General features: G+C 61.3%; 27 protein-coding genes. 7 read left to right on the top strand and 20 right to left on the bottom strand.

Translation table 11 applies throughout. From position 1 onward, the window contains the following. Nucleotides 1-86: 86 nt before the first annotated feature. Together HPQ64_RS11810 and HPQ64_RS11805 are read left to right on the top strand one after the other, a co-directional pair. Nucleotides 87-734, top strand: coding sequence for a DUF1326 domain-containing protein (locus HPQ64_RS11810; RefSeq protein WP_425483826.1), 648 nt, complete (start codon nucleotides 87-89; stop codon nucleotides 732-734). A 13-nt stretch (nucleotides 735-747) separates the two neighbouring features. Continuing rightward, complete coding sequence (locus tag HPQ64_RS11805; RefSeq protein ID WP_172888714.1) at nucleotides 748-1581, top strand: DUF2182 domain-containing protein; 834 nt, start codon at nucleotides 748-750, stop codon at nucleotides 1579-1581. On the opposite strand, the gene HPQ64_RS11800 is transcribed toward HPQ64_RS11805, so the two are convergent. The 3 genes from HPQ64_RS11800 to HPQ64_RS11790 form a co-directional block, all read right to left on the bottom strand. Beyond that, on the bottom strand, nucleotides 1571-2470 hold the full coding sequence (locus tag HPQ64_RS11800) for a DMT family transporter (RefSeq protein ID WP_172888713.1): 900 nt from the start codon (nucleotides 2468-2470) through the stop codon (nucleotides 1571-1573). The genes HPQ64_RS11805 and HPQ64_RS11800 overlap by 11 nt on opposite strands. Before the next feature lie 64 nt (nucleotides 2471-2534). Further along, nucleotides 2535-3449, bottom strand: coding sequence for a DMT family transporter (locus HPQ64_RS11795; protein ID WP_172888712.1), 915 nt, complete (start codon nucleotides 3447-3449; stop codon nucleotides 2535-2537). A 71-nt stretch (nucleotides 3450-3520) separates the two neighbouring features. Beyond that, entirely contained in the window at nucleotides 3521-5560 is a 2040-nt protein-coding gene (locus HPQ64_RS11790) for a 4Fe-4S dicluster domain-containing protein (protein WP_172888711.1), read from the bottom strand. 161 nt (nucleotides 5561-5721) lie between these two features. Here HPQ64_RS11790 and HPQ64_RS11785 point away from each other — a divergent pair, with 161 nt between their 5' ends. Both HPQ64_RS11785 and HPQ64_RS11780 read left to right on the top strand, forming a co-directional pair. Further along, nucleotides 5722-6264, top strand: coding sequence for a DUF3305 domain-containing protein (locus tag HPQ64_RS11785; RefSeq protein ID WP_172888710.1), 543 nt, complete (start codon nucleotides 5722-5724; stop codon nucleotides 6262-6264). Further along, entirely contained in the window at nucleotides 6264-6908 is a 645-nt protein-coding gene (locus tag HPQ64_RS11780; protein WP_172888709.1) for a DUF3306 domain-containing protein, read from the top strand. Before HPQ64_RS11785 ends, HPQ64_RS11780 begins: the two co-directional genes overlap by 1 nt. Before the next feature lie 4 nt (nucleotides 6909-6912). Here the strand turns inward: HPQ64_RS11780 and HPQ64_RS20800 are convergent, their stop codons facing one another. From HPQ64_RS20800 to HPQ64_RS11700, 16 genes are all read right to left on the bottom strand, one after another. Further along, entirely contained in the window at nucleotides 6913-7221 is a 309-nt protein-coding gene (locus HPQ64_RS20800; protein ID WP_172888708.1) for a type II toxin-antitoxin system RelE/ParE family toxin, read from the bottom strand. Further along, nucleotides 7211-7456 carry a type II toxin-antitoxin system ParD family antitoxin gene (locus tag HPQ64_RS11770; protein WP_172888707.1) on the bottom strand — a complete coding sequence of 82 codons (246 nt, stop codon included), beginning with the start codon at nucleotides 7454-7456 and terminating at the stop codon, nucleotides 7211-7213. The genes HPQ64_RS20800 and HPQ64_RS11770 overlap by 11 nt, the downstream gene beginning before the upstream one ends. Nucleotides 7457-7528: 72 nt before the next feature. Beyond that, nucleotides 7529-8545 (bottom strand): DUF6352 family protein, encoded by a 1017-nt coding sequence (locus HPQ64_RS11765; protein WP_172888706.1) that lies wholly within the window; start codon nucleotides 8543-8545, stop codon nucleotides 7529-7531. 11 nt (nucleotides 8546-8556) lie between these two features. Next, on the bottom strand, nucleotides 8557-9042 hold the full coding sequence (locus tag HPQ64_RS11760) for a DUF6505 family protein (protein ID WP_172888705.1): 486 nt from the start codon (nucleotides 9040-9042) through the stop codon (nucleotides 8557-8559). Between the two features lies 1 nt (nucleotide 9043). Further along, nucleotides 9044-9796, bottom strand: a complete 753-nt coding sequence (locus HPQ64_RS11755; RefSeq protein WP_172888704.1) for a biotin/lipoate--protein ligase family protein — start codon at nucleotides 9794-9796, stop codon at nucleotides 9044-9046. 41 nt (nucleotides 9797-9837) lie between these two features. Further along, complete coding sequence (locus HPQ64_RS11750) at nucleotides 9838-10029, bottom strand: DUF6494 family protein (protein WP_172888703.1); 192 nt, start codon at nucleotides 10027-10029, stop codon at nucleotides 9838-9840. Nucleotides 10030-10181: 152 nt separating this feature from the next. Further along, complete coding sequence (locus HPQ64_RS11745) at nucleotides 10182-11120, bottom strand: S1C family serine protease (RefSeq protein ID WP_172888702.1); 939 nt, start codon at nucleotides 11118-11120, stop codon at nucleotides 10182-10184. Beyond that, nucleotides 11120-11278: a hypothetical protein gene (locus tag HPQ64_RS11740; protein WP_172888701.1), complete on the bottom strand. Its 159-nt coding sequence runs from the start codon at nucleotides 11276-11278 to the stop codon at nucleotides 11120-11122. The genes HPQ64_RS11745 and HPQ64_RS11740 overlap by 1 nt, the downstream gene beginning before the upstream one ends. Next, nucleotides 11275-12648, bottom strand: coding sequence for a c-type cytochrome (locus HPQ64_RS11735; RefSeq protein ID WP_172888700.1), 1374 nt, complete (start codon nucleotides 12646-12648; stop codon nucleotides 11275-11277). The genes HPQ64_RS11740 and HPQ64_RS11735 overlap by 4 nt, the downstream gene beginning before the upstream one ends. Nucleotides 12649-12675: 27 nt before the next feature. Continuing rightward, complete coding sequence (locus HPQ64_RS11730; protein ID WP_246270689.1) at nucleotides 12676-13824, bottom strand: formate dehydrogenase subunit gamma; 1149 nt, start codon at nucleotides 13822-13824, stop codon at nucleotides 12676-12678. A gap of 177 nt (nucleotides 13825-14001) precedes the next feature. Next, nucleotides 14002-14196, bottom strand: coding sequence for a hypothetical protein (locus tag HPQ64_RS11725; RefSeq protein ID WP_172888699.1), 195 nt, complete (start codon nucleotides 14194-14196; stop codon nucleotides 14002-14004). 270 nt (nucleotides 14197-14466) lie between these two features. Next, on the bottom strand, nucleotides 14467-15066 hold the full coding sequence (fdh3B, locus tag HPQ64_RS11720) for a formate dehydrogenase FDH3 subunit beta (protein WP_172888698.1): 600 nt from the start codon (nucleotides 15064-15066) through the stop codon (nucleotides 14467-14469). Nucleotides 15067-15081: 15 nt separating this feature from the next. After that, entirely contained in the window at nucleotides 15082-17997 is a 2916-nt protein-coding gene (locus tag HPQ64_RS11715; protein WP_172888697.1) for a formate dehydrogenase subunit alpha, read from the bottom strand. 116 nt (nucleotides 17998-18113) lie between these two features. Further along, nucleotides 18114-18308, bottom strand: a complete 195-nt coding sequence (locus tag HPQ64_RS11710) for a twin-arginine translocation signal domain-containing protein (protein ID WP_172888696.1) — start codon at nucleotides 18306-18308, stop codon at nucleotides 18114-18116. 221 nt (nucleotides 18309-18529) lie between these two features. Further along, nucleotides 18530-19138, bottom strand: coding sequence for a TorD/DmsD family molecular chaperone (locus tag HPQ64_RS11705; RefSeq protein ID WP_172888695.1), 609 nt, complete (start codon nucleotides 19136-19138; stop codon nucleotides 18530-18532). A 442-nt stretch (nucleotides 19139-19580) separates the two neighbouring features. Further along, entirely contained in the window at nucleotides 19581-20804 is a 1224-nt protein-coding gene (locus tag HPQ64_RS11700; protein ID WP_172888694.1) for an Mrp/NBP35 family ATP-binding protein, read from the bottom strand. A gap of 340 nt (nucleotides 20805-21144) precedes the next feature. On the opposite strand from HPQ64_RS11700, the gene HPQ64_RS11695 reads away from it, so the two are divergent. Both HPQ64_RS11695 and HPQ64_RS11690 read left to right on the top strand, forming a co-directional pair. After that, complete coding sequence (locus HPQ64_RS11695) at nucleotides 21145-21945, top strand: class I SAM-dependent methyltransferase (RefSeq protein ID WP_172888693.1); 801 nt, start codon at nucleotides 21145-21147, stop codon at nucleotides 21943-21945. 149 nt (nucleotides 21946-22094) lie between these two features. After that, nucleotides 22095-22553 carry a BLUF domain-containing protein gene (locus HPQ64_RS11690; RefSeq protein WP_172888692.1) on the top strand — a complete coding sequence of 153 codons (459 nt, stop codon included), beginning with the start codon at nucleotides 22095-22097 and terminating at the stop codon, nucleotides 22551-22553. Between the two features lie 42 nt (nucleotides 22554-22595). Here HPQ64_RS11690 and HPQ64_RS11685 read toward each other — a convergent pair whose 3' ends face one another. After that, a complete protein-coding gene (locus HPQ64_RS11685; RefSeq protein ID WP_172888691.1) occupies nucleotides 22596-23453 on the bottom strand; it encodes a LysR family transcriptional regulator in 858 nt (285 codons plus the stop codon). A gap of 164 nt (nucleotides 23454-23617) precedes the next feature. On the opposite strand from HPQ64_RS11685, the gene kce reads away from it, so the two are divergent. Further along, complete coding sequence (gene kce, locus HPQ64_RS11680) at nucleotides 23618-24544, top strand: 3,5-dioxohexanoate:acetyl-CoA acetone transferase (RefSeq protein WP_172888690.1); 927 nt, start codon at nucleotides 23618-23620, stop codon at nucleotides 24542-24544. Nucleotides 24545-24644: the final 100 nt, after the last annotated feature.

Below are 24644 nucleotides of genomic sequence, written 5' to 3'. Positions count from 1 at the left end.
AGCATAATTTGATTTACCCATTCCTTCTTTATGCTAGATTTAAGAAAAAAATTCTGGAAAATTCACTTCGCTCACGCAAAGGAGGATTGGTTATGACACCATGGGAATTTAAGGCGGAGTCAGTTTCCAATTGCAACTGCGATTATGGATGCCCATGCCAATTCAACTCATATCCTTCCAAAGGACATTGCGACGCTGTCGTTTGCATGAAAATTTCGGAAGGACACTACGGTGATACAGACCTCGCCGGCGTTCGTTTTGGTGCAGTGGTTTCCTGGCCGGGCGCGATCCACGAGGGCAACGGACAATGCCAGCCGTTCATTGACGAAAGCTCAACCCCCGCCCAGCGGGAGGCAATTCTCAAGATCATGTCCGGCGAGGACACGGATCCCATGGCAACTGTTTTCGCAGTCTTTGCCACCACTTTTGCGAAAGTCCATGACCCGATATTCGCGCCGATCGAGCTGGAGATATCGGTAGACGATTGCAGCGGCCGCTTTCGCATTCCAAACCTCGCGGAGGGCAGCGCAAGGCCGATCCGCAATCCCGTGACGGGCAAGCCGCATCGCGCGCGGATAAACTTGCCGACCGGTTTCGAATACGACGTCGCCGAAGTCGGCAGCGGCTCGGCAAGCGCGGAAGGTGCGATAAAACTGGACCTCAACGACAGTCACGCGCATTTGGCCCACATGCACCTGAACAACCACGGCGTGATCCGCCATCGCGCCGCCTGAGCGGGCCAATGCGATGACGAGCGAAGGTGCTTCGCCTTCGGGCATCACCGCCGCCGAACGGATGATCCGGCGAGAGCGCTGGATCATTCTGGCAGGGCTCGTCCTCATCACGCTGCTTTCATGGATTTATGTGCTGAGCGGTGCCGGAACGGGCATGGGCACTCGGGCCATGAGCACATTCACCTTTCCGCCTCCAGAGCGGATGGGCATGGTTTTGGACTGGTCGTTTTCCTACGCACTCATCATGCTCATGATGTGGTGGGTCATGATGATCGCCATGATGACGCCAAGTGCGGCCCCCCTTATCCTGCTTTACGGAACGGCCTACCGTCACGAGCAGAGGAAAGGACGATTGGGGGCGGCTGCGGCTCCCACCTTTTCGTTCCTCGCGGGATACCTGCTCGCCTGGCTCGGCTTCAGCGCCGTCGCGACATTCCTGCAATGGACGCTGGAACAGCTCGGCCTCTTGCATTCCATGATGATGTGGAGCACGAACCGGCAGTTGAGCGCGGCGTTGCTGATCGCAGCGGGCCTTTATCAGCTTTCGCCGTTGAAACATGCCTGCCTCGCCCATTGCCGTTCCCCGGCGGCTTTCCTGGCGGAGCATTACCGCCCGGGCGCGTCTGGCGCCTTGCGAATGGGTCTTCTTCATGGCGCCTATTGCCTCGGCTGCTGCTGGGTAATCATGGCGCTTCTTTTTGCAGGCGGCATCATGAATGTCGTCTGGATCGCCGGCCTTGCCGTATTCGTCCTGCTGGAAAAGGTCTTGCCCTGGAGCATCGCCTTTACGCGGGTTAGCGCTGCGATTTTCCTCGCGCTCGGCCTCTGGCTCCTTTTCACGTCCTGACGGATACCGGCCCTGCCACCCGGGCGGACCGCGCAAGATGCCGCTCGCGGAAGTAGGTGAAAAGCCCCGCGCCGACGATGATGGTGCTGCCCGTCAGCGTAAGTGCATCCGGCACCTCGTCCCACACCAGGAAACCGAGCAAGATCGCCCAGACGACGATCGTGTAGCGGAAGGGCGACACAGCCGCGATATCGCCAAGGCGCAGCGAGACGATGATCAGCAGGTTTGCGACGGTAAAAAAGGCGGCAGCCGCCCCAAGCAACAAGACCTCCCGCCCCGTCGGCACGAGCCAGTTTTCCCTCACCGACAGCGACAGCCCGATCAGAATGATCGCGATGAGGCTTGCCATGTTCAGCGCGATGCTGGGTATTTCGGCTGGCGTCCGCTTGGAGATGAGATCGCGAAGAGCGCTCAGAAGAACGCCGGCGAAGGCGACGGCCGCCCAATAATCGAAGCCCTCCGCCCCCGGCCGCGCGACGATCAGAACGCCCGCAAAACCTGCGAGAATGGCCGTCCAACGCTGCCATCCGACCGTCTCGGAAAGAAAGATCGCTGCCCCCGCCGTGATGACAAGCGGCAAGGCCTGGAGAATGGCGATCGAATTGGCAAGCGGTAGGTGAAAAAGCGCTGCAAGAAAGAGAACCGTGCCAAGGCCGTTCGCTGCCGTTCGCGCAAGCACCGTCGGGTGTCGGAACATGCGAACTGTAACCCTCGTACGCATTGCAATGCCAAGCGTCGTGACTATGGCAAGCGCCATCAGGCCGCGCAGGAACATGATTTCGCCAAGCGGCAGGTTTTCTGCGGCCAATTTGGCGAACACGTCGTTGCCGATACCGGCCAGCATCGCGATCGAAATGGCACCGATGGCGCGCCGGTTGTCCTGAAGCATGCTCGAAACCCCGAAAATATGCCCAACGGCCATCTGGGATATTTTGTATTACTTATTATAAGAGCTAGTCCAGCGCGTGAGCTTCACTTTTCGCTTGAAGCGGCTTGGCGGCGTGCGAGGCAAGGTTGCGTTCGCGGAAGAACGAATAGATGCCGGTCGCCACGATGATCGTCGTGCCGGCCAGCGTCATGAAATCCGGCACATCGCCCCATACGAGATAGCCCAACGCAATTGCCCAAAGGATGATGGAATAGCGGAATGGAGCGACAACGGTGATATCTCCAGTACGCATGGCGATAATGATGAAGCTGAAGCCCAGATTGATGAAAAGCGCCGCGCCGACGAGCAGGGCGAACTCACCTCCTGTCGGCATCATCCATGTTTCGCGGGTGGAAAGCGCAAGTCCGACCGTTGAAACGCCGGCCAGCGTTGCCGCCGTCACACCCAGTGTTGGAACGTTCTTCGGCATTCGCTGTGTGGCGAGATCGCGCACCGCCATGCAGCAAACGCCCCCAAGCGCGACAATCGCCCATGAATCGAACCCCTCAAGCCCCGGCCGCACGATAAGCAGGACACCGAAAAACCCCACCCCGATCGCCGACCACCTCCGCCAGCCGACGGGCGCGGAGAAGAAAATCGCCGCTGCCGCCGTGACCGCCAGCGGCAACACCTGCAGGATCGCCGTGACATTGGCGATCGGCATGCGAAACAGGGCGGTAAGATAGAGGATCGTCGCGCAAATCTCGGCGAGAGCGCGCAGCGGTACCGTCTTGTGGGTAAGATGGCGGAATTGCGAAAGCGCGCCCGTCGCGGCACTCAAGCCAAGCACGAAAACGATCGCAATCACCCCGCGAACGAACATGATCTCGCCGAGCGGCAGCCGCTCTGACACCACTTTCACAAGCGTGTCGTTGACGATGAAGCCGAGCATGGCGAGCATCATCGCGACGATCGCCTTGCTGTTCTCGCGAAAATCCATGCCCGGTCTGATCCAGATAATAACGGGAAAAGGCGCTACCCGGTCCGGATCGCGGCCCAATTGTCTGCGTGTCAGTTTTCCTTCAGGAAATCGTCGAGGGAAAGCCCCTTATTTTCTGCATCCACATAGTCCTGCGTTGTGGTGATCCGGTTGCGCTCACCCATCTTGAACGGCGTGTCTTCCATGTTCCATTGCGCGGACACCCTGCAATCGTCGCACATGCCGATCAACGCAATCTGATCCGGGCGCTGGAACATCCAGTGCTTGCCGGAAAGCCGCTCGGAGATCCTCTTGATCGCCGCTTTGGTGCCGAAGGGCTTGCCGCAGCTTGTGCAGGTGGCAGGCTCCTCCTCATGCAGCACGGCCGGGTGCACCGCGCCGTCACCGGCATGGTAGCGCGCCTCCAGCGTGATCACGCTTTCGGGGCAGGTCGCCGCGCACAGCCCGCATTGCACGCAGGCCGCTTCCGTGAAACTCACCTGAGGGCGGTCCGGATTGTCGGAAAGCGCATTCACCGGGCATGAGCCGACGCAGGCGAGGCAAAGCGTGCAGCCTTCCGTGTCTATATGGATACGCCCATACGGCGCGTCTTTCGGCAGGGGGATGATTTCCGGCACATTTTCGCCGCGTTCGATCAGGCCCGTAATCGCGCTTCTTGCAACATCGCGCTTGCCGCCGACGGCGTCGAAACCCAGCGGATCGGCGATGACTGGTGCATTTGCTTCTTTCGACAGCCCCTCACTCACCCGATCAGGATCGTTTTCGACAAGAACCTCGAACAAGCCCTCGGTTTCAAAGCCCAATCCTGAGAGCAGTGCTTCCGCGATCGCGATCTCGGCGCGAAGGGCCGCAAGTTCCTCTGCTTTTTGCGGAGGGCACAGCAGCACCATCCGACTGGCGCCGGCAAGGATGGCCGATAGCAGGGCGTCATGGCCGTATGCGGCGACCGAATGCACGGCAAGCGGGATCGCGTTTTGCGGCAGTCCCTCACCGAAGCGCGCGATCGCGGTAATGATCTCCGTGCCGTGCGGGTCTTCATGGACGAACAGAACGGGTTTCCTGCCGCCTGCATCGCGATATGCCGAAAGGAGCGTCTGGACCCGGCGGATCTGGTCGCGGCGGAAGGGATATTGATAGAAAACGGCGCCCGTCGGACAGTGCGCGGCACAGGAACCGCAGCCCCCGCAGATGCCGGGGTCGATCGATATCGTCTCCCCTTCATCACTGATCGCGCCCGCCGGGCAGGCGTCCAGGCAGTTGGTGCAGCCTGTCTTGCCCGAGCGTCCATGTGCGCAGATATCGGCGTCATAGCCGACATAAACCGGCTTTTCGAATGTGCCGACCATGTCTGCGAGATCGAACAGCGCGCGCGCGATCGCCGCCGGATCCTTCGGGTCGACGCGGCAGTATCCGTCCCGTTTTTCCGGTGCGCTCACCAGCGGCGTCCCGCCGGAAAGGTCGAGGATCAGGCTGCAGGTCGCCTTTGCTCCGTCGCGCGGGAGGGCGAACTGCGGCCCGCTCCGCGAGGAAGGGACAAGCTGCGCATAGCCGTCGACCGTCACCTCGAACCCGCCGAAGGACCCTGAAACCGTACGAAGCGTTCCCGAATAAATCGGAAAATCCAGAATGGATGGCAGCAGCACGTCTTCGCCGCCCTTGAGAAGCAGCGTTACCGATAGCCTGCCTTCCAGTATGCGGGCGGCATCCAGCGCCTCCTGCCCGCTCCCGTATACAAGGCAGAGCCCGTCGCTTTCGACAGAGCGCAGCGGAGCGGCCTGCGGCTCCAGCGCGGCTTCGGCCAGAAGCGCTGCGATCTTCGGGTGCGGGTCGGCGTCCTTCGCGCACCATCCGGCGCGCTCGCGTATATTGACGTAGGCAACATCCGCACCCGGCGCCTGTTCTTCGGCGATTTCGGAAAAAAGCGGCGCTTCCTGCGTGCAGCCGACAAGCAGCGGCTCCCCGCCTTCCAGCGCCTTTTCGAAGGCTTCCGCCTGTGCCCGGCAAAGGTGGCTGTAAAGCGGAGCACCCTCCTGCAGCGGCAGGCGGTCGGGATTCAGCGCCATCGTCTTCTCGCAGTTGCACAGAAGCACGCGGCGGCTCGATACGGGCATCTATTTTCCTCCGGCGGGCGCAAGCCCTCGTTATAATGCTTTATAGAAGTTCTAGCAGAGTCCGGAGCCTTGCCAAGGGGAAGGTTCCCAATTGAAGCCCATTGTCAAAACGCGCGCATAGGCCCAGAATCCCTTTAACGAATTCATGGAGGAGAGTTTCATTGCTCAAGGAGGATACGAGGTCGTTCGGCGTGGTGCTGGAGCGCGGGCCGTCTGCGTCGCGATGGGCCGACTGGGCGTGGAAAGTCGTGGCGATCATTCCCGATGCGCCGGCCACGGGCGGCTGGCGTGAACTGGAGCGCGATGGCGAGTGCGTGCGTTACATGGCGGCACCATTTTCCGCGACGCTCCACCACAAGATGGTTGAGACCTACGACGCCAATCTTGAATCCAGCGCACCTTCCATCTGGGCAGCGCTGGTGGAAGATCCGTCTCAAGATCCACCATGGAAGGTCCAGGGCGTCACACTTGACCCCTACCAGGCGCAAAGCTGGCAGGAAGCCGCCGAAGGTCTTGTCGAAAAGCTTCCGATGCCGGAAGAAACGCTTGCCTGGTTCGCGGGCTTTCTCAAGCAGGCGCCGGAGGCTCCCGCCTTCAAGAAACGCCGGCGTGACAGCGTCAAGGTCGAGGAGCAGAAATTCGGCAAGGAGCCGATCTTCTCGCCGCTTGGAAGGCGGATCGATGAAAACGACGGGCATTTGTGATGGCTGAAAGCGAAGGGTTCCTGCAGCGCTGGTCTCGGCTCAAGCAAACGGGTGAAGCGGATGAGCCGTCGCCCGAAAAGGAAGATGCGGCCCTTGAACCCGGTCAGGAAGAGGCGGAAAGCGAGATCGAGGCGCAAAACCGCGCCGCTGCCGAGGCGGTCGATCTCGAAAGCCTGACTTATGAATCCGACTATTCGGTCTTCTTCAGGAAAGGCGTTCCCACCGCCCTCAAGAATGCCGCCATGCGCAAGCTCTGGACCTCGAACCCGGTGCTTGCCTGCGTTGACGGCCTTAACGATTACGATGAGGATTTCCGCATTGCCAGCCACGTCGGCGATCAGGTGAAATCCGCCTGGGAGGTCGGGCGCGGCTACGCCCGCAAACTGGAGGCGGAAGCAGAGCGAGCGGCGGCAGCGGCGAAAGCCGCCAAAGCGGAGACGGAGGCCCCTGCCGAAAGCTTCAAAGAAGAAGCTCCCGCCGAAGTATCGACCGTTTCAGAACCCCCACCCCTTGAGGCCAAAACACCGGCATCCGAGCCGGCCAGCGCCATTGCTCATTCGGGCGAGGAACCTGCCGAAGACCTTCCGCCCGAAGACCGCCCGCGCGTATCGCTGCGCCGGCGCATGTCCTTCGGCGAGGGCTGACCAATCAAAGCGGGAGGTTTCCGTCGACATCCATTCGCTTGTGCAGGATGCGAACGACGTTAATGGCTTCGTCTGTGACGGTGTAGAAAATAAGATGTGATCCGCACTGGCGCCGGAAATAACCATGCCTGATATGATTAATACTCTTTCCGATTAGCGCATTTCCACTCAGCAAATTCAGTGCATCAAAAATCTGACCGATATAATACTCCGCCTGGTCTACCGACCAATTTCGATAGGTATATAACCAAATATCTTCGAGATCGAATTGCGCGGAAGCGGATAGGCGGTACGCCCTATCGTTACTTGACATGCTTGCGGCGCATTTCCTTCAAAAAGGAATCTTTGTCCAGCCGCTTGAATTCACTGCTTTCTTCACCGGCGATCAAAGCATTTCTCAGAGCCTCCAACTGCGCTTCGCGTTCCTCAAGCAAACGCAAACCTGCTCTCACCACCTCGCTGGCAGACCGGTATCGTCCTTGCGAAACGTGGTCGCTGATAAAACGCTCGAAATGGTCACCGAGAGCGACTGACGTGTTCTTGGCCATGGCAAAATCTCCTGAGGAAGATTTCTACCAAATTTTGGTAATTTTACATAGCGCCCTTTTCAGAAGTAGATCTCAATTTCTTCGCCGGACGGGCAGGTTCGTGAGCAGGTTCTGCGGTTTCATGCGGACGATACGATCCTGCCCCATGGCGAGCGCCATCCATACGGGCTTGCCGCGAAGGTCCTCGCGCATGTCGCCGGAGCGCTCGAAGTCGAGCCGGAAAAGCGCGACGATCGACGCCATATCCTCTTCGCTCACCTGATCGCCATCGTAGAGCGCATTTAGAATTCGCGTCGCCTCCGCATCCAGCCCGACATGCCAGGACCAGCGCTCGTCGCGCACCGATTGTTGCGGCTGGATACGCACCTCCACCTTCAGGAAGTGTCGGATCCAGGCCTCCAGATCGCGCGCGAAGGCGTCGAGCGCCGGTTGCGTGAAGCGGAAGTCGATCGCGGTGTCGAAGCGGTCGGATCGCTCCCAGTAGATCTCGCCGTTCTCCTCGCCCAGAACGTCGAGCGAGATTTCACGCATGGGCGTGCCGGCTTCGGCCAGCAGCGCGCCGAGACCGCCCATACCGCCGGTTTCGGCGTACATCTCCACGATCTCCGCATCCGCCAGCATCAGTTGTCCTTCGTCCACCGTCACCGATTGCTCGCGGAAGAATATCTCGCCAGCGCGCGCCCTCAGCGGGTCATGCACGTTCCTCAGGATATTGCGCATGATGAGGTGCACCATCTGGTCGATGAAGATCGGCGGCACGTTGATCGCCGCCCCTTCCTCGAAAAAGGCCGCATAGGCGCCTTCCAGCGTGCCGTGCTTGACAAGGTGATCGCGAAAGGCGAGCACGAGGCGGTAATTATCCGCCGCGTCCCCATCCGCGATTGCCGAAAGCTCAGCCTCACCGACGCTGGCGAACGGGTCGGCCATCAGCTTGTCGAAAAGCGCGTGTTCGGCGTCGCAAGACTCTTCGATCGGGTGGATTTCGGGGCGCGTGTAATAGGCGCGCAGATAATCCGGCGTCACCGTCAACCAGCCGTTCTTGTCGCGCTCGACCAGGTGATAGCCCGCCGATTTCCAAAAATTCCGCATGTCGCTCCCGTTCACTCGTCTTCGCTCACGTCCCACACACGGGCATGGATTTCGCCTGCCGGCGGTGTCACGACGTGGAACTGCTCGCGGATCGAGCCGTTTTCGTCAAACTCCCGCTTCACGGCAAGCAGCGTGTTGATCGCAAGCCCGCCGGCCAGCTCGATCATGTCGTCGATCTCGGCTCTTGCAACGGGCCGCGCGGCGTCCATGTCAGGCGCGCCGTAACGCTCGACGAAATGCTCCGCCAACCGCTCTCGAAGCGCATCGATCTCCGCTTCGCCTGTATCCGCCGGCGTGGCAAGCGTCGTCCAGCCGAAGGTCTCGAGCGACAGGAACCCCGAGACGAAGGCCTGCCGCAGTTTTCCCGAAAGATCGCCCCCGCCGTATGCTTGAAAAGCGAAGCTGCCCGGCAGCACGACTTCGCCCGGCGCGGCCGCTTTCGCGAATACATGGGTATCGGAGCGGTCCAGCCGGATTGCCTTCAAGACGCGTGGCATTTCATGCCTCTTGCCCACCATCGGCAAGGCCCAACTCGCCGGCCAGCGACAGCGCGCGCGTTGAACCTGCCTCTTCCTTGAGCAACAGGTTGCCAGCCTCGTCGATACCCAGGAACACGCCGGTCACCTCCCCCTCCCTCGTTTCCAGGCTCACTGTTTCCTTGTGGCCGTCGGCCCGGAACAGCCAGTTTTCGTGAACCGGAGCGAAACCGTCGCCGTCCCAGCGGTGGATCCATGTGGTCCAGTGGCGTGCGATGGAGGAGATGAGCTCATGCGCCTCGATTTCGCCCGTTCCCTCATCGAAAAGCGTCGTGCGCTCGGGTGTCTGGCCGGGCTCGACATCGCGCGGTTTGGCGTCGAACAATATGATCTCGATACCGACGACGATCCATTCCGGCGCACCGTCCTCTGCCTCCGATTCCGCTTCGGCGTAGCGCACCTGGCCCACCCGCGCGCCATTCGCCCGCAAGGTCGTCGGCCACAGCCAGGTGAAGCCGATTTCGGGAGGAATGTTGGCGCCGACGGCGTCCGCGCAGGCCACCATCGCGACGAAGATCATCTCGCGGGATCTCTGCCGGTCGACATCCGGCTCCATCACCAGCGCCATGGCGATGCGATCCAGCGCGCGCGACCAAACGAGGTCGCCAGCCCCGAATTCGGCCGCGCCCGCGCCTGCGCAGGCTCGTTCGAACGGGTCGTCGTCCGCATCCACGGCATGCCCCGTCAGGAGTGGCGGAAAGCTCGGCTCGTTCATATGCGTCTCGCTTGCTCCGCTTGCGGATGTTCAGGCCCGCCTCAATCGAGATTTATCTCGCCTTCGACCGCATGCTCGAAGTCATGTCCTTCGATCGTCAGCACCGCTCTGACCTTCAGCGAACCGGAAGTGAGCCCGCTCTCGCGCACCTGTTTTTCGATCGCCTGCTGCGAGGTCACGCCGACCTGCTTCAGAAATTTGCGCATGGACATGTTGAATGCGTCTTCGTTCATCGCTTTACTCCTTGTTTCTCTTTTTATTTCATCGGGTTAAGTCTGACTGGAAAAACTCCGGTTCACCCGCTTGCGAATCCGATCGAATGGGTTGGAAAGTTGAGTCATCCGATTTCGAGATTGAATCGGGAATTGCAGACAGTCCATTGTTTCTATTTCGTTTTGATTGTCAGAACTTCCGTTTTCCCGTTTCTGCGAACTGAAATTTCCGGTTGCGGCCCAGCCCTTGCCAGCCGCCCGCGCAACCCCGCAACGGAACTGACGGGAAAGTCGTCAACGCCAAGAATGACATCTCCTTCCAGAAGGCCCGCACGCGCCGCAGGCCCCTGCTCCTCAAGCCGCCGCACCAACAGCCCGGCGGGTTCCGGCCCGAGCTTGGTCAGCTCCAGCGCCACCCCCAACGTCACGTGCTCCATGCGGCCGGACGTCGCCACCGAGTTGAGCACCGCCTCCACCAGCGGTGCGGAAGCGGCGAAATTGACGCCAAGGTCTCCGTCGCTCGACTTCGTGAATATCGCCGAGAGCACGCCGACCAGCCTCCCCCGCTCGTCGACGAGCGCCCCGCCCGACGCGCCGGGGTTCACCGAAGCGTCTGTCTGGATGAAATCCTCAACCGGATTGAAGCCGACCCCGCCCCGGCCGACGGCGGACACCACCCCGCAGGAGACCGAAATCCCGAGGCCGAAGGCATTTCCGATCGCGCAAACCCTTTCGGCGACGTCCGGATCTTCAGCCGCGAATTCCAGCGCCGGCAGTGCCGCGCCCGTCTTGAGGATTGCCAGATCCGTCTGCCTGTCCCTTGAGACGATCTCGACCGGATGGACGCTTCCGTCAGCCCGGCGGATCATGGCCGCAGCCGCAGGACCCAGCACATGATCCGCGGTGACAAGCCACGTTCCGTCCCCAACGGCAACGGCGGAGCCTTCCGGCTCTTCCAGGTTTGCCTGCCCTTTCGGCCATGCGGGAAGCAGCGCGACGACCGCCTCGCGCGCCTTGGCGACCGCGCTTTCCTGCGCTTGCGCTCCTGCGGCGCATAGCAGGGTCGAAACAGCAATGCCCGCGAAGACGGTGCGATACGCAGTGAGTTGCATCAGCCGTTTGGTTCGTCTGCCGGCGAAAGCCGTACAGCCCCCGGATTATGCGATGTGTAGGTCGTGGCGGAGGAGTAATCGAGCCCCTTGTTCAGAACGGCCCAGGCCCCCACGCCGATGACACCCGCCGCAAGCACCGCGGCTACAAAGGCTTTCATTGTGCACCCTCTTTCTTGTTCGCTGCGCCATTTGCCGGATCCGTCGCCCTTTTCAGGAATGCCACCAGGGCGTCACGCGCCGTTTCATCCTTCAGCCGCTGGATCGGCATCTTCGAGCCTGGCGTCACGACATCCGGCCCGTGGTCGAAGAGGTCGGAAACGGTTTTTTCCGTCCAGATGAAATTGGCCTCTTTCAGCGCTTTCGAATAAGGATAACCCGCCAGCGATCCCGCCTTCCGGCCGAAAAGCCGGTAAAGCGTCGGCCCGGCGCGGTTGGCGTCGTCCGGCTTCAGCGTATGGCAGACGGAACATTTGCGGGCGAATTGCAGTTCGCCGGGATCGTCCGTTTCGGAAATCTGGAAGCGGCGCGGAAAGTCATTGTCGACCGGCTCGAAAGGCTTGCGCGGGCTGACCTGCCAGGCCTTCACATGGTCGTCGAGCCCGGCATAGAGAACCAACGTATTGTCAGGGGTTATCGCAATTCCCCATACGGGGCCGTAAGGGTTTTCGAATTCTTCCTCGAGCGCCCAGTCGAGCGTCGAAAAGAAACGGATTTTCCCGTCGCCTCCACCAGAGGCCGCCTTGGTGCCGTCTTTGGAAAGTGCCAATGAGAGCACCGGCCGCTCGTGCGGGGGGAGCACCTTCACTTCCTCCCCGGCGGCAATGGAGACAAGGCCGACAGCCCCGTCCGTCGCGCCGAACAGCACGGTCTTGCCGTTCGGCATGGCCTTGATCACGTTGATCCCCCAGCCGTGCGCATAGATTTCGCGCTCCAGTTCGCCGCTCGCTGCATTGAAGAGCCGGATTCCCCCGTCGTAGGAAGCGGTCAGCACGCCTTTTCCCTCTGGCAGAAATTCCACCGAATTGACGTTGCCCCTGTGCCCGCCGAGTTTGGCGATGCGCGAAAGCCGCCCTTCTTCGACCGCATAGAGATAGGCATTGTGGTCCCAAGACGCGGCAATAGCACGTGAACCATCCTCGTTGACCGCGACGGAGAGCATCTTGTCGCCGCCCTCGTCGATGCGCGAGGCCATTTCGCCGCTCTCAAGATTCCACAGCGCGATCGAACCGTCGTCCGAAACGCTCACCGCAAACGTTCCGTTCACGAAGCGGGCGTCATTGACGGCCGCCTCATGGCCGATAAGCCGGTGGACGATTTTCGCATCGCCATCCGCGATCGCCCAAAGAATCGCCGCATAGTCGAAAGAGGCGGAAAGTACGGATTTTCCGTCAGCCGAAATCACCACGGATTTCACCGGCCCGCCATGCCCTTCCAGACGCGTCGGCCATTCCTCGGCAAGGGCGCCTGTAGTTCCGCCCAGCAATGCGATATACGCTCCCGCCAGCGCCGCCCGGAAGGTTTTGGACATCTGCACGGATCCCGCCCTCCCGGTCCGTCATTCCGCCGGTTGCGCAGCGTCTCTCGAAGATGCGCCGCTTTCCTTGCGCTCCACTTCCTCGACCCACAGCGAATGATGCTCCCTCGCCCAGTTGAGGTCCACTTCGCCGGAACCCATGGCGTCGAAGGCGCCCTCCATGCCAACCGACCCGATGTAGATATGAGCCAGGATGATGCAGATCAGCAGCACGGTGAAGACCGAATGGCCGAGGCTGTTGAGCTGCTGCTCCTGTATGGGCGCCAGCGGTGTCGGCAGCGATGTTCCGAACACGCCGTTCACGGCCGCGAACGTGCTGGAGAAGAAATCGGTGGTGAACGGGAAAAGCAGAGCCCATCCGGTAAGGGATATGGCGATACCGCAGAAAATGACCGACCAGAATATGACCTTCTGGCCCGCGTTGAATTTCCTTGCCGGCGGGTGGACGTTCTTTACGAAGAGACCGCCTGCCACCAATACCCATTTGACGTCGGTGCGGTCCGGCACGTTATGGCGCACCCACATCACGAATATCATCACGAGCCCTGCCATGAAGGCGAAGGCCAGGTAATTGTGCAGGTACTTGCCCATCATGGTGATGAAGCCGAACGCCTCCGGCCCGACGAGCGGCAGCAGCAGGTAACGCCCGTACATGACATTGAGGCCGGTTAGCGCCAGGATGATGAAGGAGCTGGCGATAAGCCAGTGGCCGAAACGCTCGAAAGCGTTGAACCTCGTGATCGTCACGCCCGACATGCCGTGATCGATCCTGATCCGGCCGCGGATCGCGAAGAAGAGACTAAGCAGCACAATCATGCCGAGCATCGCCCAGCTGGCGTAAAGGGCAAGCGGCCCGTTCCTGAGGGAGCGCCAGAGTTCGCCTTCGGACTGGACTAGCAAACCGGCTTTCTTGTCGGGAATGGAGACGTTGCCGGTGATGCCGTGGCGAATATCGCGCCACAGATCCGTGTCCGATGCCCCGCCAAGCGTATTGCCCGGCACCTCTCCTTCAACCGGGTTTTCCTGCGGTACCGGATCGGCGGTCGGCTGCGCCTGGGAAGCGGGCGCGCAAAGCACGAATGCGATGGCAAACAGAATCGCGGCGAAGGCGGAAAGGAACCTCCCGAACTGAACTCCGCGGCCTGCCGTGACGGTCTGGAACATCTGCATCACTCTTCCTCCCGGCGGATCAGGGTCTGGATCCTGGAGCATATTCCGCCAGATCCGAATCGGACCCGGTGACGATTTGATGCTCCAACATATTGATATTGGAGCAAATTCCTGGTCCGGAAAAGCGCTCATGCGCGGCTTGCCCATTCGCCTGTCCGCCGCGCTCCGGCTTCCGCGTCAAGGAAAGCGCTGCGCGCGCGCGCGCGCGTCCAGTTCGCGGCGCTTTTCTTCCGAAAGTTCGGTGTCGGGCGCGCCGGCGTAGGTGCCTTTCTCGATGTGCAATACGCGGTTTTGCTCTTCCTCCCTGCAGCCGGGCAGCGTTATAAGCGCGGCTATCGCAAGGATACTCCAAAACCCTGATCGCCTCGGCATTCCAACCTCTTCTCAACTGCCGGCATGCGCCACGGAAATGATCGACTTGATGGCCAGTGGCCAGGATTGCAGAACGAAAACTGATCGAACGCGCGCCGTGGTTTTCAGGTTCCGGCAATTACGCAACGGTATTTGGATTGACTTATCAGGAACATCCGCCTCGTTGCAGGCTTTCCCGGGTTATCAAACAGGTTATCCGGCCTGTTGAGAAAGCGGAGGCGGCCCGATAGGCCGCCTCCCTGTCGTCTTGATCGCTAAGGGACGGCCGCCTCAGAAGCTGCCCGCTTTCCGCTGATACGCCGTACCCCAGCCCCAGGCACCGGAACCGAAGCCACGGGCGACCACGCGCTCGCGGTAGATTGCCGAGACCACGTCGCCGTCGCCCGCCAGAAGCGCCTTGGTGGAGCACATCTCGGCGCAGAGCGGCAGCTTGCCTTCAGCAAGGCGGTTGCGGCCGTACTTCTGGAATTCGGCCTTCGAGGTGTCTTCCTCCGGTCCGCCGGCGCAGAAGGTGCATTTGTCCATCTTGCCGCGTGAGCCGAAGTTGCCGGCTTGCGGATACTGCGGCGCGCCGAAGGGGCAGGCATAGAAGCAGTAGCCGCAGCCGATGCAAAGGTCCTTCGAGTGAAGCACCACACCGTCGTCGGTCTGGTAGAAGCAGTCGACCGGGCAGACCGCGCTGCACGGTGCGTCCGAGCAGTGCATGCAGGCGACCGAGATCGAACGCTCACCCGGCTTGCCGTCCTGGATCGTAACCACCCGGCGCCGGTTGATGCCCCAGGGCACCTCGTGCTCGTTCTTGCAGGCCGTCACGCAGGCATTGCATTCGATGCAGCGCTCCGCGTCACAAAGGAATTTCATCCGAGCCATGAGCTAAATCCTCCCTCACGCGCGCTCGATGCGGCACAGCGTGGCCTTGGTTTCTTGCATCTGGGTGACTGAGTCATATCCGTAGGTTTGCGCCGTATTCGACGATTCGCCCAATACATACGGATCGGCACCCTTCGGATATTTGTGTCTCAGGTCTTCGCCCTGGAACCAGCCGCCGAAGTGGAACGGCATGAAGGCGACGCCCTGGCCGACGCGTTCCGTCACCATGGCCATGACCTTGACGCGGGTTCCCGCCGGGCTGTGTAGCCAGACCATCTCCCCGTCCCGGATGCCCAGGTTGTTGGCGTCGATCGGGTTGATCTCGGCGAACATGTCCTGCTGCAACTCGGCCAACCACGGGTTGGAACGCGTCTCCTCGCCGCCGCCCTCGTATTCGACCAGTCGGCCCGAGGTCAGGATCATCGGGAAATCCTTCGAGAAATCCTGTTCCTGAATGGACTTGTATTTGGTCGGAACACGCCAGAAGACCTTGTCTTCATAGGTGGCGTATTTGTCGAGCAGGTCGCGCCGGTTGGTGTAAAGCGGCTCGCGGTGCAGCGGCACCGGATCCGGGAAGGTCCACACAACCGTTCGCGCCTTGGCATTGCCGTAGGGCGCGCAGCCGTGCTTGATGGCCACCCGCTGGATACCGCCCGAAAGATCGGTCTTCCAGTTGACAGCGCCCATGGCTTCCGGATCGCTCGATCCGGCGACCTTTTCAATCGCCGCAAGCTCCTCGGCCGTCAGGTCGCCGTCCCAGCCAAGCTTCTGCAGCATGGCGTAGGTGAACTCGGGATGACCGTCCTGGATTTCCGCGCCGACCGGCCACGACCCTTCGGCAAGCAGGTTGTCGCCGTCGCGTTCCACGCCGAAGCGGGCGCGGAAGCCCATGCCGCCCTCGGCCACCGGCAGCTCGGTATTATAGAGCACGGCTGAGCCCGGATGCCCCATTTCCGCCGTTCCCCAGCAGGGCCAGGGCAGGCCATAGAAGTCGCCGTCGGCCGGTCCGCCGCGCGCGCGCAGCGTTGTGCGGTCGAAGGTGTGCTGGTTGGCCATGTGCAGCTTCAGCCGCTCGGGCGATTGCCCGGTGTAGCCGATCGTCCACATGCCCCGGTTGAGCTCGCGCAGGATGTCTTCCACCAGCGGCTCCTCGCCGTTCACCTCGATGTTCTTGAACATCTCGTCGGCGAAGCCGAACTTCTTGGCGAACATGTACATGATCGTGTGATCGGGCAGCGATTCGAACAGCGGTTCGACGACCTTTTCGCGCCACTGCAGCGAGCGGTTCGATGCGGTCATGGAGCCGGATGTTTCGAATTGCGTGCAGGCCGGCAGCAGATAGACGCCGTCGGTACGGTCATGCAGGACGGCAGACACCGTCGGATAAGGATCGACCACGACAAGCATGTCGAGCTTTTCCATCGCCGTCTTCACTTCGCCCATTCGGGTCACGGAGTTGGAGTTGTGGCCCCAAAGCACCATGACGCGGGTGTTGTCCGGCTGAGCGAGATTTGCCTTGTCCTCCAGAACGCCGTCGATCCAGCGCGAGACGGGAATCCCCTTCTCGTTGATCATCGGGATATCGTTGCCGTCTGCGCCTTTCATCGTGGCGAAGCGGCCGCGGATGTAGTCGTTATCGACTTCCCAGACACGCGCCCAATGCGCCCAGGCGCCGTCGGACAGGCCGTAGTATCCCGGCAGCGTATCGGCAAGCACGCCGAGATCCGTGGCGCCCTGCACGTTGCAGTGGCCGCGGAAAATGTTGGCGCCGCCGCCCGGCTTGCCGATGTTGCCGAGGGCAAGCTGCAGGATCGAATAGGCGCGCGTGTTGTTGTTGCCGTTGGTGTGTTGCGTGCCGCCCATGCACCAGATCAAGGTCCCCGGCCGGCTGTTTGCAAGCGTGCGCGCCACGCGGCGCAGCTGCGATCCCGGCACGCCGGTAACGCGTTCCGTCTCCTCCGGCGTCCAGTTCGCGACTTCCGCCTTGATCTGGTCCATGCCCCAAACGCGCTGGCGGATGTATTCCTTGTCCTCCCAGCCGTTTTCGAAGATATGCCAGAGAATGCCCCAGATCAGGGCGACATCCGTGCCCGGGCGCATGCGGACGTATTCCGTCGCATGGGCGGCCGTGCGCGTGAAGCGCGGATCGCAGACGATCAGCGCTGCCGCGTTTTCCTCTTTCGCCTTCAGAAGGTGGAGAAGGGAAACCGGATGCGCCTCTGCCGGATTACCGCCGATCACCAGAATGCTGCGCGCATTGTGGATGTCGTTGTAGGAGTTCGTCATCGCGCCGTAGCCCCAGGTGTTTGCAACACCCGCGACCGTGGTCGAGTGACAGATACGCGCCTGGTGGTCGATGTTGTTCGTCCCCCAGAAGGCGGCAAACTTGCGGTAGAGATAGGAGCCTTCGTTGGAGAACTTGGCCGAGCCGAGCCAGTAGACGCTATCCGGGCCCGAGCTTTCGCGCACCTCCAGCATCTTGTCGCCGATCTCGTCGATCGCCTGCTCCCAGGAAATCCTCTCCCACTTGCCGCCCACGAGCTTCGTCGGATATTTCAGCCGACGCTCGCCATGGGCATGCTCGCGCACCGAAGCGCCCTTGGCACAATGCGAGCCGAGGTTGAACGGGCTGTCGAAGCCCGGCTCCTGGCCGACCCACACGCCGTCCTGCACTTCGGCCAGCACCGTACAGCCCACCGAGCAGTGCGTGCAGACTGATTTCTTGATATCCACCTTCGCGACCGTCGCCGCCTGGGCTTCCGCCCGGCGCACCATGCCGCCGGTAAATGCGCTTGCGGCGGCGATGCCGCCAGCCGTCAGCCCCGAGCGGCGCAGGAACGTCCGGCGGTCCATCGCGCTCGCACCAACCGCCTCGACGGCGGCAGACAACCGGGTCCGACGGGCAAGCGAGCTCGTCTTTTTCCTCAGCATGTCGTTTCTCCCTAATCGTGATCCCGCCGCCCTGGCGCGCCGTGGCGCTCTTGTCGGGCGAAGCGCGAAAACACCGTTGGCCGGCTTGTTTCGCCGGCGTTGTTGCGAACTCCGCCTCAGAAGCGCGCGGAATCGTAGAAGGTCTTGACGTGCTCGCTCTCGCGATAGCCCGCCGCCTTACCCGGCTTTGGCGCTTCCGCCGCCGAAGCCTGGCCCGATGCAAGCGTGACTCCTCCGGCCGCCGCGCCCAGCGCGGCAAGCTTCATGAAGCCTCGCCTGTCGGTATCGACCTTCTCCACTTTCTTCGTCATGGCGATCGTCCTCCAACGTTGAACCTGAAACCGGCGCCCGTCCGGCCTGTTTCCCTGAACCTGCTTCCAAAAACCCCACGGAGCCCGGCTCCGTGGCCGTCGTGCACATCCGCCGCCCCGGACCCTCCGGGAGAAGCGGTTGCAGGTCCGGTTCAAGGCCGGCCCGCGTCGATCGTTCTCGCCCCTGCCTGCCCGCACACGGCAAGCGGCAGGTGTCCTTTTCACTCAACCATTTCGAACCCGCGCGTTTCCACCTCCATGAACGTGCGGCCAAGCTTGCCGATGTGCCGGTAGAACCGCGAGGTCTTCGCGTTTTCCAGATCCTTGAAGAAATGCGGCGCCCAATTGCCGAGGTGCACCGAAAAGAATTGCCTTTGTCCCTTGAGGTCCCGAGGCGCGCCGAAGGCGCCGCCGATCAGTCCGGCCATCATCTGGCAAACGGAGGCGATATGGTCTTCCGGCTCTTTCACAGAAGGATCGCGCTCGATGCCGAGCTCCGCCATGTCGCGCCTGAGATCGGCAAGCGGCTTTTCGTGCAGGAAACCTGTCAGATAATAGGAACCGTAAGGCACGAGTTCGCCGCGCCCGACACCGATGAAAAGATCATGATACTCGCGGGAAACTTCGGCATGGTCGACTCCGCGCGCCGCGTCGGCGAGTTCCTTGAGGCACGCCCCTATCGTCCCCTCGCCGCCGCGCAGGGCACCTGCCTCCGAAAGCCATACCGGCGAAACCGGCTGCTGGAGCGAACTTCCGAGCAAATTATAAAGACCTGCTCTTTCCAGTTCTTCTTCGCTGACTCCTTGCAAGACAGCGTTTTCCAATGCCATACACCACCTCCCGATTGTGAGGAAGGTTACTAGCCAAGTCTATAAAACCGCAAATGAATTCGATTTTGCAACGCACCCAGGAATATACCGGGCCCGAGTGGAGAAATGGACGGAATTTGGATCAAATAACACGAAACCACACTTTACGCAGTCGCGCGGCATCAAAGTTGATTTCGCATTGCACAAATCCACATTGCTGATCACGCTCACGTTACGAAAAACTCCGCGTCGATTTTTTCCCCTGTCACAGATGGGACCGGATACCTGGCTTTGAGCCAGAGCGCTTTCCACGCAAGCGAAGCCGCTTTCGTGATTAGAAATCGCTCCGGCATGAATGTCCTGAGCGGGAACCGGGCGCGGATGATTCTGTCCCGAACGGCAAGCGTACGGGGCGGCGCGCGGCCGCCCCGCAATGACTGCGGATCGAATTGTTTCCGCAATATCAGTCTTCTATGACGATTTTGGGCGGTGCCCGATCCGCTTCGGCGTCCTGGCGCTCCAGTTCGCCCCACACGCGTGCGGCGATTTCCTTGTAGACCGCGCTATGGGTGCCGTCCGGGTCGGTGACCACGACCGGCGTGCCCGAATCGGATTTCTCGCGGATGACCATGTCGAGCGGCACCTCGCCGAGGAAGGGCACGCCCAGCTTTTCGGCCTCCGCCTTCGCCCCGCCGTGGCCGAAGATGTCGTGTCGTCCGCCGCAATCGGGGCACAGGAAGTAGCTCATGTTCTCGACGATTCCGAGCACCGGCACATCCACCCGGCGGAACATGTTGAGGCCCTTGCGCGCGTCGATCAGCGCCAGATCCTGCGGGGTGGAAACGATCACGGCGCCCGCCAGCGGCACGTTTTGCGCCATCGTCAGCTGCGCATCGCCCGTTCCCGGCGGCATGTCGACGACAAGCACGTCGAGATCGCCCCAGGCGACTTCGCGCAGCATCTGCGTGATCGCGGAAATCACCATGGGCCCTCGCCAGATCATCGGCGTTTCCTCGTCCACCAGGAAACCCATGGACATCACCTTGACGCCGTAGCCCTCAAGCGGCTTGAGAATGCGCCCCGACACCGGCTCCGGCTTTCCCGTCACGCGGAAAAGGCGCGGGATGGAGGGGCCGTAGATATCGGCGTCGAGCACGCCCACCTTCAGCCCGTTCGCCTGCAGGGCAAGCGCGAGGTTGCAGGTGGTGGTGGATTTGCCCACACCCCCCTTGCCGGATGCCACAGCGATGATCTTCTTCACCCCCGGCACGCCGGGCTTTTGCGTGTCGCCGGCCTTTGGCGCTTGGGCGCGGGCGCGCGCCTGCATCGGCGGCGGCACGCTTGTAGCCTGTGCCGCGGAAGGGGCGGGCCGAACGGGAGAGCCCGTCGGGGCACCGGAAGGCGGCTTGGCGCCGGGCGCGCGTTCGGCGGTCAGCGCCACCATTGCCTTTTCCACGCCCGGCATTTCGGTCACAACCTTTTCCGCGGCCTGGCGCAAGGGTTCCAGTTCCTGCGCGCGTTCGGCCGGCACGGTGATCGAAAACGCGACGCGCCCGTCGGAAATGAAGACGTCGGAGACCAGCCCCAGCGAGACGATATCGCCCTTGAGGTCCGGTCCCTTGACCTTGGAAAGCTCCTTCAGCACGGCATCCTTCGACGGCACGCCAGACCCTTTCTTCCAAAACATACGGCATTTCCATGTTCGAGCACATTCCGTCAATGCATCACTGTATTGGCGGCAAAATATGCTTCAACAAATTGAATCTGGAGCGTTATCCGGTCGCGAAAGCGGCTCTGCTTCGCTCGGCAGCGCTCAAGAGGTTGAGCGGTAACCTACCGTGCCGCGCGCACAAATCAATCGGGGAACGGGAAGCACCGGACTTGCCGCGCGCAGGAAACCGGCAGAGCAGCAAAAGACATCGGAAAACGCGACTTCCTGCAAATATGTTTCCGGTATATCGTCGGTTTACTTTGCCAACCCAAAGCGACTTGCCGCCCCTCGGCCCTTGTTAAAAGGAGCTTTGCAAATGAAAGAAGCTTCTGAACATGATTCGTGGAGCGTCGGCCAAAGCTACGACCACTACATGGGCAGATGGAGCCGGTTGATCGCCAAAGAGTTCTTGAATTGGCAAAACATACCGAAATACGCGCGTTGGGCGGATATCGGATGCGGAACGGGCGCTCTCACCCGAACCATTCTCGATCACGCGGACCCCGCCTCGGTGGTCGGGGTCGATCCATCGGAAGGTTTCATCGCTCATGCGCGTAAAGAGATTGCCGATGAAAGGGCGACTTTCGAGATCGGGGACGCTCAAGACATTCCAGTGCCCGACAATACGGTCGACGTCGCCGCTTCCGCCCTTGTCCTGAATTTCGTGCCTGACAAACCGAGAGCGATCGGGGAAATGCAACGCATTACCCGCCCGGGCGGCACCGTATCTTTCTACGTCTGGGACTATCCGGGTGGCGGGATGGGTTTCATCGATACGTTCTGGAAGGCCGCCGCCACGCTGGACCCTGCCGCGCGGAAACTTGACGAAGCGGACCGTTTTCCGTTTTGCACGCCCGAAGGCCTCGAACGCCTGTGCCGCGAGGCGAATATTCAGGGCGTGACTGTCAAGGCACTTGAAGTCGATACCGTCTTTCCGGACTTCGAAGCCTTCTGGCATCCGTTTACGTTGGGCGCCGGTCCAGCCCCCGGATATTGCATGAGCCTCTCGACGTCCAACCGGGAAAGGCTGCGAAAGCGGCTTGAGGAATTATTGGGCGGAGAGAATGAAATCCGCCTCACCGCGCGCGCCTGGGCCGTTTCAATGACGAACATATAGGCGCCATCCGAGCTCCAGCTCATCCCTCTTGCCGCTTTTGTTCACCATTGAGTAAGTATTTCCCGGCATTTTCCTAAACTTTTACGATTTGAGAACCTTCGCTAGGCAAGCTTTTCGTCAGGGCCGAACCTGAACAGGGCTAGACGATCATGGACCTTGCCGCCCGCGCCTTTAAGGCAACCATCAACCGGAGTGCGATCCGCCGTCCGGTCGAAGAGGAGATCGAGCGCACGCTTTCGCGCGCAAGACGCCTCAACCGGCTGAACAACGTGACCGGCGCAATCCTTCTCTTCCCCGAACATATCGTAAAGTGGATCGAGGGAGAGCCCGCCGGCATCGCCGACACCTTCGAATGCGCAAGCCGCGACGAACGGGTGAAGGAAATCCAGGTGCTCGGCGACGGCGCGATTTCCCGCCGCCTCTTCCAGGCAAGCTGGATGTTCTATCGCGATTGCCGGACGGATGTGCCGCCCGGCATTCCCGATTTCCTCCGCCGCGAGACGGATGAAGGCGTAAAGCCGGAGTTTTCGGTGTTGCTTGAGACGATGCAGCGGGTCGCCGCCGGTCTCGACGGCGCCTATATCACCCGCGCCGCCTTGATGATCTGAACAGGTTTCCCGGAACGGGAAGCGCTTCAGGGCCAATTGGCGCTACTCACGCACCGCGTTTTTGAAGGCTGCCGACAGGGCCTCGATCGCATCGCGCGCACGCCCGTCCCTGACCCTTGAATGAAGAAGGATCGGCAGGCGCGGCAGCTCGGGAAGATCGAGGCGGGGGCCCACATCCACCGCCCCCAGCGGCAACATGCGCCGCGCCAATGCGCCAACGCCGAGCCTTGCCATCACCGCGGCGGAGACTGCGGCAACGCCACCGCCAACGAACACTTCCGTCCAGGGTATATTGGCCTCGTCCAGAAGCTCGCAAGCCATGTTCCGCACCCCGCAGGGTTCCGGCATCGTGGCAAGCGGCAGCGGTTCGCCCGCGCGATGTTGCCAGTCGGGTGCTGCAAACCAGCCGAAGCTTTCTTGCGCCAGCACCTCCCCGTCATCGCGCCCCGCATGCATGCGAACCAGCACCGCGTCGAGTTCCCGCCGGTCGTAGCTTTGAAGCAGAACGCTCGACGTCGCGAGCCGGATTTCGATCACAAGCTGCGGCTCCTGCTCGTTCATTCGCGCGATCAGGGCGGGCAGTTCCGGGCCCGCCACATGGTCGCTGATGCCAATGGCAAGCCGCTGCCGGATTTGCGAAAAAGCGGAGAACGCCCGATCGTGCGCCTCCAAAAGTTCGCGGGCGTGATCGAGGAAAACCGCGCCTTGCGCCGAAAGATGCACGCGTCTGGGCGTACGCTCGACAAGCCTGCAGCCGAGCCTCTCCTCCAGCCGCTTCAGCTTCAGGCTGATCGCCGACTGTGTCGTGCGCGCGGCTTCAGCCGCCCGTGTGAAGCTGCCCAACTCGGCAACCCGCACGAATGCCTGCACGGCATCCAGATCGAGAGGTCGCTCTGTCATTTACAATTCCAATGCCTGAAATCTTCATCCATTGCATGCCAAAATAATTGAGCGCCATTTAATGTAAAGCGACGACAGAAATGAAAGCACCCGCGCCACCCACAATATCGTGTTGCGCGAGGCGGGCTTTCCAATTGAACACCATGAAACCGCAGGAGGGAACAATGCCCAGGCCAGTGATCATCACCTGCGCCGTCACCGGTTCAATTCATACGCCGTCCATGTCGCCGCACCTGCCCGTCACGCCGGCGGAAATTGCCGACGCTGCGATTGAAGCGGCAGAAGCCGGGGCGGCCATCGTGCATCTTCACGCCCGCGATCCGGAGGATGGCCAGCCCCTGCAGCATCCCGATGCTTTCCTGCCCTTTCTGCGGGTCATCAAGCAGCGGTCGGACTGTGTGGTCAACATCACCACCGGCGGTGCCGCGACCATGACGATAGCGGAGCGGCTGGAGCCTGCGGCGAGGTTCAAGCCGGAGGTTGCCTCGCTCAACATGGGATCGATGAACTTCGGGCTTTATCCAATGCTCGCCCGCTTCAAGGATCTCAAATACGAATGGGAGCGCGAATACCTTGAAGGGTCTCGCGACCGGGTCTTCAAAAACACCTTCGCCGACATCGAAATGATATTGACGAGATGCGCGGAAAACGGCACCCGCTTCGAGGTCGAATGCTACGATATCGGCCATCTTTACACGCTGGCCCATTTTGCGGATCGCGGGGTCATCAAGCCGCCATTCTTCGTGCAAAGCGTTTTCGGCATCCTGGGCGGCATAGGCCCTCATCCGGAAGACGTGATGATGATGAAGCGCACGGCCGACCGCCTTTTCGGTGAGGATTATCACTGGTCGGTTCTCGGCGCGGGACGCCACCAGTTGCCGATCGCGGCGCAGGCGGCGGCACTTGGCGGCAATGTGAGGGTCGGGCTCGAGGATTCGCTTTGGGCGGGGCCTGGCAGGCTCGCGACAAGCAGCGCGGAGCAGGTTCGTCAGGTGCGCCAGATCATCGAGGGGCTGGGTCTTTCCATCGCAACACCGGAAGACGCGCGAGCCACGCTGGAGTTGAAGGGTGCCGATTCCGTGGCGTTTTGATTGCCAATCGCCATTGCCGTCCGGCGATAGGGCGCAATCACGCTGCCCCGCCGGACGGGCACGCACATCTATTCACATTCTCAATTACTGATATATCCAT

Origin of the sequence: Hongsoonwoonella zoysiae (assembly GCF_013266695.1) — a bacterium.
Classification (GTDB): domain Bacteria; phylum Pseudomonadota; class Alphaproteobacteria; order Rhizobiales; family Stappiaceae; genus Hongsoonwoonella; species Hongsoonwoonella zoysiae.
The sequence above is the reverse complement of the archived record's forward strand: the minus strand, read 5'-3'. Positions and strand labels throughout refer to the sequence as shown.